Source organism: Streptomyces sp. NPDC053432, from assembly GCF_055585365.1.
In genome coordinates, this window is the sequence record NZ_JBVJKF010000006.1 from 93915 (window position 1) to 109790 (window position 15876).

The 15876-nt window shown below is 68.6% G+C and carries 9 protein-coding genes; 1 reads left to right on the forward strand and 8 read right to left on the reverse strand.

Going from position 1 to position 15876, the window contains the following annotated elements; translation table 11 throughout:
• Window positions 1-6: 6 nt before the first annotated feature.
• From ACZ6Y1_RS12660 to ACZ6Y1_RS12670, 3 genes are all read right to left on the reverse strand, one after another.
• Entirely contained in the window at window positions 7-4446 is a 4440-nt protein-coding gene (locus ACZ6Y1_RS12660) for a glycosyltransferase (RefSeq protein ID WP_469626871.1), read from the reverse strand.
• Window positions 4443-5627 (reverse strand): CDP-alcohol phosphatidyltransferase family protein, encoded by a 1185-nt coding sequence (locus ACZ6Y1_RS12665; protein WP_469626874.1) that lies wholly within the window; start codon window positions 5625-5627, stop codon window positions 4443-4445. The genes ACZ6Y1_RS12660 and ACZ6Y1_RS12665 overlap by 4 nt, the downstream gene beginning before the upstream one ends.
• A gap of 159 nt (window positions 5628-5786) precedes the next feature.
• A complete protein-coding gene (locus ACZ6Y1_RS12670; RefSeq protein WP_469626877.1) occupies window positions 5787-7382 on the reverse strand; it encodes a PLL family lectin in 1596 nt (531 codons plus the stop codon).
• 173 nt (window positions 7383-7555) lie between these two features.
• Here ACZ6Y1_RS12670 and ACZ6Y1_RS12675 point away from each other — a divergent pair, with 173 nt between their 5' ends.
• Window positions 7556-8632, forward strand: a complete 1077-nt coding sequence (locus tag ACZ6Y1_RS12675; RefSeq protein ID WP_469626880.1) for an LCP family protein — start codon at window positions 7556-7558, stop codon at window positions 8630-8632.
• Window positions 8633-8721: 89 nt separating this feature from the next.
• Here the strand turns inward: ACZ6Y1_RS12675 and ACZ6Y1_RS12680 are convergent, their stop codons facing one another.
• The 5 genes from ACZ6Y1_RS12680 to ACZ6Y1_RS12700 form a co-directional block, all read right to left on the reverse strand.
• Window positions 8722-10218: an amino acid permease gene (locus ACZ6Y1_RS12680; protein ID WP_469626883.1), complete on the reverse strand. Its 1497-nt coding sequence runs from the start codon at window positions 10216-10218 to the stop codon at window positions 8722-8724.
• A 118-nt stretch (window positions 10219-10336) separates the two neighbouring features.
• Complete coding sequence (gene dxs, locus ACZ6Y1_RS12685) at window positions 10337-12253, reverse strand: 1-deoxy-D-xylulose-5-phosphate synthase (RefSeq protein WP_469626887.1); 1917 nt, start codon at window positions 12251-12253, stop codon at window positions 10337-10339.
• A 240-nt stretch (window positions 12254-12493) separates the two neighbouring features.
• The gene (locus ACZ6Y1_RS12690; RefSeq protein WP_469627455.1) at window positions 12494-13783 is read right to left on the reverse strand and encodes a sugar ABC transporter permease; all 1290 of its coding nucleotides are present in this window, start codon (window positions 13781-13783) and stop codon (window positions 12494-12496) included.
• A 26-nt stretch (window positions 13784-13809) separates the two neighbouring features.
• On the reverse strand, window positions 13810-14598 hold the full coding sequence (locus tag ACZ6Y1_RS12695) for an ATP-binding cassette domain-containing protein (protein ID WP_469626891.1): 789 nt from the start codon (window positions 14596-14598) through the stop codon (window positions 13810-13812).
• 161 nt (window positions 14599-14759) lie between these two features.
• Window positions 14760-15869 (reverse strand): sugar ABC transporter substrate-binding protein, encoded by a 1110-nt coding sequence (locus ACZ6Y1_RS12700; protein ID WP_469626894.1) that lies wholly within the window; start codon window positions 15867-15869, stop codon window positions 14760-14762.
• Window positions 15870-15876 lie beyond the last annotated feature (7 nt).

Consider the following 15876-nt stretch of genomic DNA (forward strand, 5'->3'; position numbering starts at 1 on the left):
TTCCCACTAGAACTCGCCGAAGCCGTGTGCGCCGAGGTACAGCTGCGCCCGCTGGTCGCCGACGACGTTGGCGTCCATCGTGTCGATGACCTCGAAGGCGCGTTCGCAGTTGGAGGTGTCGCGCAGGACGAAGAACGCCTCCGCACGGCGCCGGTACTCGGGTTCGACCTGGAAGTTCCGTTCCACGATCGCGATGATCTCGTCGACCGCGTGGTCGACGGTGCGGCAGGCGGGGCCGAAGCCGTCCCGGGCCAGGTCGAAGTAGCCCCGCTTGTAGTGCTTGCTGTAGAAGGACTCGTCGTCGAAGTTCGTGTAGACGATGGGCTTGCCCATGTAGGCCACGTCGAAGAAGACCGAGGAATAGTCGGTGACCAGCATCGAGCACTCGCGCATCGCGAGCTGCACGTCGCGACCCGTCGTCGACACGGTGATCGACGGGTGGTCGATCTTGAAGTGGCTCAGGTACGGGCGGATCTCGTAGTGCGGCATGAACTCCAGCTCGACGCCGTGGAACTGCAGGGCGCTCAGCAGTCTCTCGTTGCGCAGCAACGCGGAGAAGAACCGGTAGTACTCGGACGCCGGGAACGGGATCTCCGGCTTGGCGGCCTTGTTGTACGAGGGGGCCACGATGTCCCGGCGCCAGGTGGGCATGACCAGGATCCGCCTGAGGCCGTGCACCGGCTCCAGGGCGTCGAACCGGGGCAGTCCGGTCGCCGCGACCCGGTCGTAGCCGTAGCCGCAGTGCTCGGCGTAGTACGACCGCTCGCTGCGTCCCGTGGTGAGCACCATGTCGACGTTGGTGGCCTGGCCGTGGATCGAGGCGACGACGTCGTTGTAGACGACGCCGTGCTGGAGGAACACCCGCTTGTAGCGCAGCAGGTCGCCGTAGCCCCGCAGGAAGGCCCTCTTGAGGAGGCCGGGGAAGCCCAGGTAGGCCTCCAGGTCGTAGGCGTTGATCAGCCGCTCGGCGTGGAGCAGGTAGGCGCGGTGCCTCCACGACAGCCGGTCTATGACCTGCCCGTACCGGGCGACCTTGTCCCAGTCCGGGGAGTCGCGGTTGATCGAGTAGTACACCTTCGTCCTGGGCCGGTTCTGCCGGATCCACTTGAACAGGTGGTAGCTGTTGTCCTGGGCGGTGTCCTCGCGCTCACCGATGATCCAGATACCCCGGTTGTGCAGGTAGGGGTAGGTGAGCCAGTACATCAGGCGGGTGCGCCAACCGGGGCGGCCGGGCAGCGAGTTGCGCAGCTCCCAGCGGAAGCGCCGCAGCTTGTCCCGCCGCCGGGCCGCGAAGCCGCGCACCCAGCGGACGGCGACCTGCTCGTCGTCGTCGATGGAAAGGACGAAGCGCTGCCGGCCCGAGGTGTGCACGCCCTTGAAACGGTGCAGCATCTGCCGGGCCGCCAGGGGGAGGTCGTGGTGGTACTCCCCGTTGTGCACCCTCATGACCAGCGTCAGCTCGCTGTTGGCCAGCGGGTCGAACGCCGCCGGCCGGGCCGTGGCCCGCCAGCCCGAGAACCAGTCCTGGTTCTTGCGGGTACGCCAGCGGTCACGGCGGTAGACCTGCTCCACGGGGAGCGTCACCTCGCGCTCGCCGTCGGAGAGCACCAGTTCGATCCGGTTCGTGAACTTCGCCTTGATGTCCACGCCGGAGAAGACGAGGAGCCCCTCGAAGCGGAACTCGTCGTCGGCCCACTCGAAGGTCTCCAGGACGGCGTTGGCCCGTGGTACGCGCAGCAGGCTCGACTGCACCGGGTCGCTGGCCAGCCTCCGGTAGATGCCCTCCCGGTCCAGGAACAGCGTGGGCAGGTACTCCTGCGCCGCGAGCGGGTCCGCGAAGAGGTCGAGGTTGCCCGTGATGATCGCGTGGTGCTGGATCTTGGACTGCGGGTGGGAGGCGTACTGGAGGATCACCTCGTCGGGGATCCGGCCGTAGACCGATTGCAGCAGGGGGAGGACCGCGGCGAGCTCCGGCCTGCTCATGATGCGGTACATGTTGCGCACGTAGGGCTGGAGCGTGCGGACGACGAAGCGCTGGGCGAGGACGACGACCCGGGGCGGGGCGCCCTCGACCGAGGCGAGGACGTAGGAGGCCAGGCGGACCCGCTCCACGGCCTTGACGGGGTCGTTCCACGGGCGGTCGAAGAGGGAGTTCTGGTTCTGCTCGTCGCGCGCGAAGAAGCGGGCGCCCGGTGCGATGGTCACCGACCGCGAGTACAGCACGGCCGGCACGGTGAACCAGTCGTCCTCGGGGCCGGGGCCGTCGCCGCAGCGGAAGCCGTGTTCCCGTATGAAGGAGGTCTTGAAGAGCTTGGCACCGAGCTGGGTGGAGAACACCAGGTACGGGGCGTCCCCCAGCCTGCGGACGGGTTCCTTGCTGCTGAAGTAGCGCTGCCACGGCTCGTCCGCACTCCGCCACGGGCCGGGGAAGTTGTCGCTCTGGCCGACGACGACGTCGGCGCCCTTGACCCGGCGGGCGGCCGAGAGCAGCCGGCCCACGGAGTCCTCGCCGAGGATGTCCCGGGCGCGCGCGAACATCGCGTAGGGCGCGGCGACGTACTGCAGCCCGTTGCCGAACGCGGCGCGCAGGCCGAGGCGGTTCTGGGTGACGACGCCCGCGTTGGGGTAGTGGGCGGCGAAGGCCGCCAGCTGCTGCGCGGTGCTGTCGCTCGAACCGTCGTCGACGAAGACCACCTGGGTGCGGGGGAAGCTGGCCTGCGCGACGAGCGAGGAGAGGAACTCGCGCAGGTGGTACTCGTCGTTGTGGCAGTGGACCACGATCGCGGCGGCGTACTGGTCGGGCGGGCTGACGGGGGCGGCCGGGGCGGCGTCCTGCCACCACAGCCAGGGCGTTCCCCGCTCCGAGGCCTTGACCCGCAGTTCCTCGGTCTCCGGGCGAAGGCCGAGATTGCCGCTGACGGTCTCGTAGGCCTCGAAGACGCCGGTCTCGCAGAAGTGGCGCAGGCTGGCGACATCGACACCGCTGATGTTCAGGGCGGTGGAGGCGCGTTCGCCGTCGTGCCGGAGCTGGACGAAGAAGTTCCAGTGGTCCGCGCGGTCGGCCTTGTCCAGGGCGGACTTCAGGTCGACCGTGGTGTGGTAGTGGATCCAGTCCGCGTCGATCTCCACCCCCGAGACGGGGAAGCGGTGGTCCGTCTTGGTGCTGCGGCGGCGCAGCACCGCGATCAGCTCGATCTTGTCTTCGGGGTCGAAGCGGCTGAACTGGTTGCGTATCGCACCGGCGATGTGGAGCTCGCCGTCGACCAACTCGATCGAGACGGCCTGGTTGTACATGCGGGAGTCGGCCAGTTTGTGGCCGGTCAGTTCCAGCTCGGTGACCTCGAGGAACTTCTCCGCGTCGGGGTAGCCGAGCAGCGATCCCGACCAGAACACGCGGCCGTCCCGCTCCACGATGTCGGAGCTGATGACACTGCGGCGCTTCATGTAGTCGGAGGCCGACACGGCGATGTCGATCCGGCCGTGCATCAGGCCGAAGGCGCGGATCCGCTCCATGGGGCCGCACAGCTCGAACGTACCGGGGTCGAGGTTGTACAGGTACGGGGCGACGGCCTGGACGAACCCGTCGTGGTAGGCGTGGTCTCCGGTGCGGAGTTCGGGGGTGTACAGCCGCAGGTCGTGCGAGAGGAACTTGGCGCCCTTGCGGGCGAGCAGGTCGGGGCGCCCGACGCTGTACAGGAAGCTGTCCGTGTACTGGTGGACCATGACGCGGTCGCGGATGCTGCGCAGCTCGTGGCGCCGGTTGGTGATCGACGGCTGGTCGGACTCCCGCTCCCACAGCCACCGGTAGACGGGGGTGGCGAGGATGGTGAACGACGTGGCACGGAAGTTCGCGACGGTGGAGAAGTAGGTGTCCTCGAAATAGACGCCCTCCGGGAAGCGGATGCCGTGGTTGTCGAGGAAGTCCCGGCGGTACAGCTTGCCGGTGGCTATCGGGTCGTCGATCAGCTCGGGCATGGCGCCGAGTCCCGCGACGGTCTGGTCGGCCGGGTACAGCTGGGGCTGCCAGACGGTGATCTCGTCCGTGGCCTGGTTGATGCGGAGCACACGGCCCGCGGTGACCTCCGAGCCCGTGGCGAGGGCGGAGGAGAGCAGCGTCTCCACGGCCTTCAGCGGCAGCTCGTCGTCCGCGTCGAGAAACATCACGAAATGGCCGGACGCGGCATCGATGCCGTTGTTGCGGGGTGCACCGCAGCCGCCGCTGTTCTGCGGCCTCTCGATGACGCGGACCCGGCCGTCCTGCGAGGCGAACTGGCGGGCGACGGCCACGGTGCTGTCGGTGGACCGGTCGTCGACGACGAGGACCTCGACGCCGCGATGGGTTTGGGCCAGTGCCGACTGGAGTGCCCGGGCGAGTGTGGCGCTCGCGTTGAAGGCTGGGATGACGATGGTGACGCAGTACTGCGAAGTGTCGACCGGGAAGCTCATCTGGGGTGGCGCTCCGGTCCGGCGTAGTCGGGCCGCGGCACCGCCTGTGACGGGATCTTGGTCAACTGCATGGTGTCGGTGACGCCGCCCGTGTACTCGTCCGGGTAAGGGTGCGGGTACGGCTGGAAGCCCGGGTCCTCGTACGGATCCGGGGCGGGGAACCGCCGATCGGCCTCCGCGGCCTCCAAGTAGTCCCCCTCGGCGCGGCGGCGGTGGCGTCCCGCGTGCAGGTGGGGGGCGATGGAGCCGGCGCGCGTCGGGGTGCTGCCGGGGTCGAGGCGTTCCATCGTGCGCGTGAAGTCCCGGGTGGACAGCCAGAACTTGAACATGATCACGAGCTCGAAGCCGCCCATCAGCACGGCCGACACCGCCGTGGTCCACAGCACGTGGCCGATGACGGGGCCGACGATGAAGATGAACATCTGGAACTCGATGCCGCTGATGAGGTGTGGCCGGATACGGCTCTGCACCAGGGCGTGGCGGACCCGCGCATACCAGGGGAAGCGCTCGCGGAACTGCTGGTGCAGGTCGATGACTTCGGCCTGTTCGGCCTCGGCGCTCCGGCGCTTGAGCTCGTCCGCCTGGCCCAGGGGGTTCTCGCGCAGCAGGTCCTCGATGAAGACGACCTTGCGGTCCTCCTCTTCCAGGCCCTGCTCCTCCTGGCGGGCGAGGGTTACGGCCTCGATCTTGTTCCGCATGGACATGCGCATCTTGTAGATCTGGAGGGCGTCGACGTAGCGCAGCATGTCGAGGAAGATCACGACGAGAGCCGCGAGCAGGAATATCTCTTCGTCGGCACGCAGGAACTGCCCGCCCATGAGGGCCAGCGCGCAGAAGAGCACGCGTATGCGGTCGAACACGTAGTCGAGCCAGCCGCCGAAAACGGTTCCGTTGCCCTTGAGTCGGGCGAGCTTGCCGTCGATGCAGTCGAGGATGAAGCTGACGTGGTAAAGGGCGGCCCCGATACACAGGGACGTCCAGTCGCCCTGGAGGAAGAACCAGGCCGACCCGAAGCCCATGTAGAGGGCGGCCCATGTCACCCGGTTCGGCGTCACGAAGTTCCACCGGGCGAGCACGCAGACGAGGCGGGTCGCCACGGGGTCGACCAGAAGGACCGTCCACCAAGCATCCCGCTTCTTGCACGTGAGCTTTTGAACGGCCTTCAGTGACAGCTTGGACATAACCCCTCAGTCGTCAAAGCGAACCCGATGACGGCCCCTTCGCCGCCCTGACGCCGAACGTTCACATATGGTTTAAGTAAAAGGCGCCTCGTGACCATAACAAGCGAGATCCGGTCACAGCCAGTACTCAAAGTGTCAAAGAGCGCCACCAAACGTCTATTACTGGACACTCCAAGCAGTGAACTCCAGGCCATTGGACACCAGTTGTTGGCGTGTGACACGGAGTTTTCCGTCCATACCGACTGTGGCGATCACCACACGGCCTCTGCTGTCGAACGCCGCAGCGGGTGGCACCAGCGAAGGCTCCCCCGTCTGGGACCACCACACACCCGTGTCCGGCCTACCGTCCGGGTGGGCTCCGATGGCCGTGACCGCCCCGGCGCCGCCGCGCACGAGCACGGTGCAGCCCCACCCCTGGATGTCGGCACCCACCACCCCGGCCACCGGACCGACCCCGTCCGGCCCGCCCAGACCGATGGGCGCCTGCGCGCCCGGCCACCAGACGCAGACCTCGTTGGTCCCCGCGTAGCGGAAGCGCACCAGGCCGGACTCGGGGGCCGCCGACAGGCTGCCCGGGTACGGGTTCACCGGGATCTGGCGGTTCTCCGTCCACTCGGACCTCGTGTCCCGCCGGTACCAGTGCACGGCGGCCTGGAGGTCGCGGGCCCTCGCCACCATGTGCACGCCGCCCTCCGGCGCCGCGAAGGCCGTCAGCTCGTCGGCCACCCTCAGGCCGCTCAGGGTCTCCCAGCCGGACAGGCCGCCCGATGGCGCCTGCCTCCGTGTACTGACGCTGTGCCCGAAGTTGCGCACGAAGAGGTGCAGGGTCCCCTTGGCGTCGAAGGCGGCGGCGGGGAATCCGACCTCGCGGGCCTTCCGCCAGCCCGCGGCGTTGGGATTGCCCATCTCGAGCCACGTCCCGACGGGCCGGCCCGTCTGGTACTGGGTGGCGCAGACCACTGCGACGTCGACCCCGCCCTCCTTGCGCTTGGTCCGGCTCAGGCCGATCAGATGGGCGTAGCCCTGGGGACCCCGCAGCACGGTCAGGCCGGGCATCAGCTCCGGACCGTCGAGCAGCTCGGGCCCCCGCCAGCCCTCCGCCTCAGTGGCCCCCTCGGTCCAGCGGACGACGCCGGCGGCCGTGGGCAGGAAGGCGGTCAGCCGTCCGTCCGTGCCTGCCGACAGCCACTGGGTGGGAAGGGGGTAGCGGGTGCACGCCTGGGACGGCAGGCCGGCCTGTGCGCCGGCCCTGCGGCAGTCGACGAAGACCGGCGTCCCGACGTCCAGCTGGTAGCGGCGGGCGGCCCTGAGGGCACTGCGGGCCACCTGGCCGCGCACCACCGGCTCGGTCACGATCGGGACCTGGCGCTCGAGGTCGACGTCGTCGTGCACGGGATCCGGATCGAGGGTCCGCACCCGCAGCGGCCCGATCTCGTGCAGTGCGTCGAGGATCTGGCCGGTGAGGTCGCCCGCCTCGGCGTCGAGGAAGAACGGTTCTCCGGGGAAGGTGCACCCGCGCCGCCGCGCCTGCGCGACGGCCTCTTCCATCGCGCGGTACTCGGCGTCACCGTGGTCGAAGCAGATGATCTCGATCACGGAGCCGGGCGGTTCGGAGTGGATGAGGGGAACGGCATCCGCCGGCCCGGCCACGACGATGGCCACCGGGGCCGTCCGGCCCGGCTGCGGGCCGGTACCGGTCAGCGGCTCACGGGACGCCTCGCCCCGTCGCGAACGACGTCTGGCTGCTCGGGCCATGGCTTCCTCTCCTCCTCCTTGACACCTCTCGGACTCCGGGATTTCCGCTTCACGACAGACCAGGAGGACGATAAGCGCTCTCCCGTTGGACTCGGAAATCTGCTTATAGTGCAGCGGCATCCGGACGATCACCCCACCTGCGTCCGCCCAGGCCTCCCAAGGATTCGAGCAGTATGACCCAAGACACCGCCGCACCCAGTCGCCGCCGGACCGACGACGGCGGAGCACGCCCTCGCAAGCGGCGCGTGCTGAGAATCGTGCTCCTCGTGCTCGTCCTGCTGCTCCTGGGCACGGCCGGCGCCGGCTGGTGGGCGTACAGCCACCTCGACGGCAACATCTCCAGCGTCGACCTGGACAAGGCGATCGGCGACAACCGTCCCCAGAAGGTGGTAGCCGGCGCGCAGAACGTCCTGGTGCTCGGCTCCGACTCCCGGGCCGGGGCCAACGGTGAGCTCGATCACGGCGACGTCAGCGGCGCCCGCTCGGACACCACGATGCTGATCCACATACCCGAGGGCCGCTCCAAGGCGACCGCGATAAGCATCCCCCGCGACACCCTGGTGACCCGGCCCGAGTGCAAGGACGAGGACGGCAAGGCACTGCCGTCCCAGAAGCGCGTGATGTTCAACAGCATCTTCCCGGTGGGCGGCCCGGCCTGCGTGGTCAACACCGTGGAGCAGATGTCCGGGGTCCGCGTGGACCACTTCGTCGTGGTCGACTTCGCCGGCTTCAAGGGCCTGGTGGACGCGCTCGGCGGCGTGACCGTCAAGCTGGACAAGCCGATCAGCGGCGCCAAGGGCGGGCTCAAGCTGGACGCGGGCGAGCACCGGCTGAACGGCACCGACTCCCTCAAGTTCGTCCGTACCCGCTACGGCTACGGCGACGGCAGCGACCTCGGCCGTATCAGCCTCCAGCAGACCTTCATGATGGCGATGCTGAAGGAGATCAAGAACCAGGACGCCTTCGGCAACCCGGCCCGCCTCTACAAGCTCGCCGACGCCGGCACGAAGTCCCTGACCACCGACTCCGATCTCGCCTCCCTCACCGCGCTGGCCGACTTCGCCAAGAGCATGAAGGGCGTGGACCCGGACACCATGGAGACGATCATGCTGCCGGTCGCCTACGACAAGGTGGACAAGAACCGCGTGGTCGTCGCCGAGCCGCAGGCCACCCAGCTGTGGGAGGCCCTGCGCAACGACCAGAAGATCCCGGCCTCCGCGAAGGACTCCCCCGCCAAGGGCACCGGCTGACGGCCGTACCCCGCGCACACGAGAGCCGGCCGTACGGACGACCCGTACGGCCGGCTCTCGCGCGTGGGGCGCGCCCGGCCCGCCCCTCTCTAGAACTTCGCTTCCTGGCCGACCTTGCCGAGGCGGCTGTGGCTGCGTCCGTACAGGAAGTACACGACGATGCCGATCACCATCCACACGCCGAAGCGGATCCACGTCTCGGCCGGCAGGTTGAGCATCAGCCAGAGCGAGGCCAGGATGGACAGGATCGGGATCACCGGCACCCAGGGGCAGCGGAACGACCGGTGCAGGTCGGGCCTGGTCCGGCGCAGGATGATCACGCCGAGGGCGACGAGCACGAAGGCGAACAGCGTGCCGATGTTCACCAGTTCCGCGAGCTTCTCCAGGCTGGTGAAGCCGGCTACCACGGCGATGATCACGCCGAGCAGGATCGTCGCCCGGTAAGGCGTGCGGTACTTGGGGTGGGTGACGGAGAAGGTGCGCGGCAGCAGTCCGTCACGGCTCATCGCGAAGAACACACGCGTCTGGCCGAGCAGCAGGATCATGCTGACGGTGATCAGGCCGACGGCCGCACCGAGGCTGATCGCACCGGAGAAGAAGGGCTGGTTCACCGACTTGAAGGCTTCGGCCAGCGGGGCGGTCGGTGACATCTCCGAGTACTTCTGCATGCCGGTGACCACGATCGTCACGGCGACGTAGAGCAAGGTGCAGATGAACAGCGAGCCGAGGATGCCTCGCGGCATGTCCCGCTGGGGGTTCCTCGTCTCCTCGGCGGCGGTCGCCACGACGTCGAAGCCGATGAAGGCGAAGAAGATGAGCGAGGCCGCCGTGAAGATGCCCATCACACCGAAGTTGGTCGGTGCGTAGCCGAACAGCAGCTGGACCAGCGGCGCATGGAGGTCGCCGCCCGCCTCCTGCGGCTGGGCCGGCGGGATGAACGGCGAGTAGTTGTCGGCCTTGATGAAGAACAGCCCCGCGATGATGACGAGCAGCACCACGGTGACCTTGATGGCGACCACGATCGCGGTGATGCGGGCCGAGAGCTTCGTCCCGACGACCAGGATCGCGGTCAGCGCCAGGATCAGCAGGAAGGCCAGCAGGTCGAAGCTGCCTCCCGCGTCCGGGCCGGACAGCGCGGTGGGCAGGTCCCAGCCCAGGTTGGTGTGCATGAGGTGGCGCACGTAGCCGGACCAGCCGACCGCCACCACCGCGGTGCCCAGCGCGAATTCGAGCACCAGGTCCCAGCCGATGATCCATGCGGGCAGCTCGCCGATCGAGGCGTACGAGAAGGTGTACGCCGAACCGGCCACCGGCACGGTGGACGCGAACTCGGCGTAGCAGAGCGCCGCGAGGGCGCAGACGATACCGGCCGCCACGAACGAGAGGGACGTGGCCGGGCCGGCGTTGTTGCGGGCCGCGATGCCCGTGAGGACGAAGATGCCGGTGCCGATGATGACACCCACACCGAACACCGTCAGGTCCCAGGCGGAGAGCGACTTGCGGAGCGCGTGTTCCGGCTCCTCCGTGTCACGGATGGACTGCTCCACCGTCTTGGTGCGGAAGGGGCTGTTGATATCCCTGCTCACCGACACACCTCCGAACAGGTGTCGACGCACGCGAACGGGCCGGGAGGCCCACTCTTCAAGAGTGATCTCCCGGCCCGTGACGTGCAACCGCGCGGCGATCTAGGGGCCGCCGTCCGGCCTAGTCGACGGCGGCGGCCGGCTCGCTGTCGAAGCGGCCGTCCAGCTTGGCCACCAGGCCGGTGACCTGGCGCGCGATGTCCGGGGCGGTCAGCCCGATCTCGGCCATGACCTCCTTGCGGGTCGCGTGGTCGAGGAACCGCTGCGGGATGCCGAAGTCGCGCAGGGGTACGTCGACGCCCGCGTCCCGCAGGGCCTGTGCGACGGCCGAGCCCACGCCGCCGGCGCGGCCGTTGTCCTCGACGGTGACGACCACGCGGTGGCGGTCCGCCAGGGGCGCCAGCGCCTCGTCCACCGGCTTGACCCAACGGGGGTCGACCACGGTGCAGGAGATGCCCTGCTTGTCGAGGAGGTCAGCGACTTCCAGGCACATCGGGGCGAGCGCACCGACCGAGACGAGCAGTACGTCCGGACTGGTGACCTCGGGCGCCGGGGCGCGCAGTACGTCCATGCCGCCGATCCGGCCGACGGCCGGGACGGCCGGGCCGACGACGCCCTTGGAGAAGCGCACCACGGTCGGCGCGTCCTTCACCAGGACGGCTTCGTTGAGCTGGGCGCGCAGCTGCTCGGCGTCGCGCGGGGCGGCGAGCCGCAGGCCCGGGACGACCTGGAGGATGGACATGTCCCACATGCCGTTGTGGGAGGCGCCGTCGGTGCCGGTGACACCGGCGCGGTCCAGCACGAAGGTGACCCCGCACTTGTGCAGGGCCACGTCCATCAGGACCTGGTCGAAGGCGCGGTTGAGGAAGGTGGCGTACACCGCGAAGACCGGGTGGGCGCCGCCGGTCGCCAGGCCCGCCGCCGAAGTGGCGCCGTGCTGCTCGGCGATGCCGACGTCGAAGATGCGGTCGGGGTAGGCGTCCGCGAACTTCTTCAGGCCGACGGGCTGGAGCATGGCCGCGGTGATGGCGACGATGTCCTTGCGCTCCTTGCCGAGCCGGACCATCTCGTCGGCGAAGACGGAGGTCCAGCTGGCGGCATCGGTGCTGACGGGCAGACCGGTGTCCGGGTGGATGGGGCCGATGCCGTGGAAACGGTCCGCCTCGTCCTGCTCGGCGTGGGTGTAGCCGCGGCCCTTCTGCGTGAGGCAGTGCACGATGACCGGACCGCTGAAGCGCTTGGCGCGCTGCAGGGCGGACTCCAGGGCCTCGATGTCGTGGCCGTCGATGGGGCCGATGTACTTCAGGCCCAGGTCCTCGAACATGCCCTGCGGGGCGATGAAGTCCTTGAGGCCCTTCTTGGCGCCGTGCAGGGTCTCGTAGAGGGGCTTGCCGACGACCGGGGTGCGCTCCAGCAGGTCCTTGCCGCGGGCGAGGAAACGCTCGTAGCCGTCCGTGGTGCGCAGGGTCGCCAGGTGGTTCGCGAGGCCGCCGATGGTGGGGCCGTACGAGCGCTCGTTGTCGTTGACCACGATGACGAGCGGGCGGTCCTTGGCGGCGGCGATGTTGTTCAGCGCCTCCCAGGCCATGCCGCCGGTGAGCGCGCCGTCGCCGATGACGGCGGCGACGTGGTGGTCCTCGCGGCCGAGTACCTCGTTGGCCTTGGCGATGCCGTCGGCCCAGCCCAGCACGGTGGAGGCGTGCGAGTTCTCGATCACGTCGTGGTCGGACTCGGCGCGCGAGGGGTAGCCGGAGAGGCCGCCCTTGGCGCGCAGGCTGCCGAAGTCCTGGCGGCCCGTGAGCAGCTTGTGGACGTAGGCCTGGTGGCCGGTGTCGAAGAGGACCTTGTCCTTGGGCGAGTCGAAGACCCGGTGCAGGGCGATCGTCAGTTCGACCACACCGAGGTTGGGGCCGAGGTGCCCGCCGGTCTTGGAGACGGCGTCGACGAGGAAGGACCTGATCTCGGCGGCGAGCTGTTCGAGCTCCTCCTGGCTGAGCCGGTCCAGATCGCGCGGTCCCTTGATGCGGGTCAGCAGCACCCGTGCCTCCTTGCAGTTGCTTGCTGGTCTGTCGAGTCTAATGTTCCGCTCGCGGATGCGGTCATCGGGCCGTCCCGCCCGAGTCACGCCTTTGTCATACATGGACGCACCTGCGTGAAGTCATACCTCACATACGGGCGTATACCCGCACAGACGTACGTACATATGTACGCACAGATGCCCGGCGCCACACGTGGTGGCACCGGGCATGTGCTGTCGGGCGCGTCGGCGGGGTGACCGTCAGGCGCGTCCGGCCGTCTTCTGCGTCTTGCGGGTGACCGAGTCGATGACCACGGTCGCCAGCAGCACCGCACCGGTGATCATGTACTGGATCGGAGTGGCGATGCCCTCCAGGGCCAGACCGTACTGGATCGAGATGATGACCATCACGCCGAGGAGGGCGTTCCAGGTCCGGCCCCGGCCGCCGAAGAGGCTGGTGCCGCCGATGACGGCCGCGGCGATGACGTTCATCAGCAGGTCGCCGGCGCCGGCGCTCTGGTTGGCCGCCGCGATCTTGGAGGCCCAGAAGAGACCGCCGATGGCAGCGAAGGTGCTGGAGATCGCGAAGACCGTGATCCGGATCCGGGTGACGTTGATGCCCGCGCGACGGGAGGCCTCGACGCTGCCACCGAGCGCAAAAACGTTTCGCCCGAAGGTCGTCCGGCGCAGCACGAAGTCCGTGACGACCAGGGCCAGCAGGAACAGCACCACCGCGAGCGGCAGGCCCTTGTACTGGTTGAACACCACGGCGGGGCCGAAGGTGAACACCGCGAGCATGCCGGTGCGCAGCAGGATCTCGGCGAGCGGCCGGGAGGGCATCCCGGCGGCGTCGCGTCGCCTCGCGTCGAGGAAGGCCGCGATGAAGTAGCCGGCCACGGCGAGCGCGGCCAGCCCGTAGGCGACGGCCACGTCCGAGAAGAAGTACGTGGTCAGCTGGCCGACCACGCCGTCGGAGTCGATGTTGATCGTGCCGTTGCTGCCGAGGATCTGCAGCATCGCGCCCAGCCAGAAGAGCAGGCCCGACAGGGTGACGGCGAAGGCCGGAGCTCCGACCTTGGCGAAGAAGAAGCCGTGGATGCAGCCGATCAGGGCACCGCCGGCGATGGCGGCCAGGATCGCCAGCCACTCGTTCACGCCGTGGGTGACGGCGAGGACCGCGACGATCGCGCCCGAGACGCCGCTGACGGAACCGACCGAGAGGTCGATCTCGCCGAGCAGGAGCACGAAGATGATGCCGATGGCGATCATGCCGGTGGCGGTCATCGTGATCGCGATGTTGCTGAGGTTCTCGGGGGAGAGGAAGTTCGAGTTCAGGCTCTGGAAGATGGACCAGATGATGATCAGACCGATCACGACCGGGAGGGAGCCCAGGTCGCCGGCCTTCATCCTGCGCTTGAACTCGCCGACGTACCCGGCGAGACCCTCTTCCCTGACGAGCAGACGGGGGTCCACGGCCGGGATCGCGTCGTGAGCGGCCGCCGGGTTGACCGGGTCGATGTGCTGGTGCCCGTCGACGGGGCCCTTGCCCAGTGGATCGGTGGCGGGGTTCTGGGTGCTCACTTGCCGGCCTCCCCGGTGCGGGCCGCCCGGCGGGTCACGGCGTTGTCCGTGGCTCCGGTGATGGCGGAGATGATCTCTTCCTGCGAGGTTTCGGCGACCTTGAAGACGCCGTTGTTGCGGCCCAGCCGCAGAACCGCCACCTTGTCGGCGACGGCCTTCACATCGGCCATGTTGTGGCTGATGAGGATGACGGCGTGGCCGCGCTCGCGCAGCCGCTCCACCAGGTCGAGCACCTGTGCGGTCTGCTCGACGCCGAGGGCGGCGGTCGGCTCGTCGAGGATGACGAGCTTCGGCTCGCCCAGCATGGAGCGGGCGATCGCCACGGTCTGGCGCTGACCGCCGGAGAGCGAGGCGATGGGGATCCGGACACTGGGGATCCGGATGGACAGGGTGGTCAGGAGCTCGCGGGCGCGGCGCTCCATCTCCACCTCGTCGAGGACACCGCGGCGCTTGAGCTCGCGGCCGAGGAAGAGGTTGCCGACGACGTCGATGTTGTCGCACAGCGCCAGGTCCTGGTAGACCGTCGCGATTCCCAGGTTCTGGGCGTCGTGCGGCTTGCCTATGGAGACCGGGCGGCCTTCCCACTCGATGACGCCGTCGTCGATGGGGTGCACGCCGGCGATCGTCTTGACCAGCGTGGACTTGCCGGCGCCGTTGTCGCCGACCAGGGCGACCACCTCACCGGAGTGGATCTCGAGTTCTACGTCGGTCAGGGCCTGAACGGCGCCGAACCGCTTCGAGACCCCTCGCAACGCCAGCACGGGCGCAGCGGACACATGAACCATCTCCTTCGCCGCCTGACCGGCGGGGATGTCGTGCAAAAGAGCAGGAGCGGGGCGAATGGGGGAACGAGGGGATGTCCGGCGCCCCGCGCATGGCGGGGGAGAAGGCGCGGAGCGCCGGACACGTGGGGGGCCGGCCTCCCGCAGGGGAGGCGGCGGGGGCCTTACTTCAGGCCGAGGGAGGCGCAGGCGGCCGCGTACTTGTCGGTGCAGATCTCGTCGACCGTGTAGACGCCGTCCTTGACGACGGTGTCCTTGATGTTGTTCTTGGTGAGCGAGACGACCGGGATCAGCACGGACGCGATGCCCTTGGCGGACGGGCTGTCGACCGTGGAGGTACCGCCGGCCTTCTCGCCCTTGGCGAGGGCGACGGCCATCTTCGCGGCGGCCTCGGCCTCGGGGGCGTACGGCTTGTAGACGCTCATGAACTGCTCGCCCGCGACGATCCGCTGCACACCGGCGAGTTCGGCGTCCTGACCGGTGACCGGGGGCAGGGGGGAGAGGTTGGCCGCCTTGAGGGCGGTGATGATGCCTCCGGCCATGCCGTCGTTGGCGGAGTAGACGCCGATGACCTTGTCCTTGCCGAGCGCCGAGAGGGCACCCGCCATGTTGGTGTTGGCGTTCTCCGGCTTCCACTCGACGGTGTCGTACTCCTTGCCGATGTTCACCTTGCCGTCGAGGACGGAGTGCGCGCCCTTCTTGAACAGCGCGGCGTTCGGGTCGGTGACGGAACCATTCATCATGACGATCTGGCCGTCCTTGGCCTTGTCGCCCAGCGCCTCCAGGAGCGCCTTGCCCTGGACCTTGCCGACCTCTTCGTTGTCGAACGAGGTGTACGCGTCGATCGGGCCCTCGGCCAGGCGGTCGTAGGCGACGACCGGGATACCGGCGTCCTTGGCCTTCTTGACCGAGCCGGCGATGGCCTTGGAGTCCACGGCGTCGATGATCAGGACGTTCACCTTGTTGGTGATCATCGTGTCGACCTGGGAGTTCTGCGTGGTCGCGTCCTGCTTGGCGTTCGCGTAGACGACCGTTCCCTTGCCGCCGGTCAGCTCCTTGACCTGCTTCTCGATCAGCGGCTTGTCGAACTTCTCGTAGCGCGCGGTCTGGTTCTCGGGCAGAAGCAGGCCGACCTTGATCGCGTCACCGGCCGCGGCGCCGGAGGACTCCTTGGTCCCGCCTCCGGCCTCCTTGGCGCTGCCACAGGCGGCGAGCGAGACGGCCATGGCACCGGCGGCGACGGCAACCGCGGTTCTGCGCATACGCGTGTTCATTACTTGA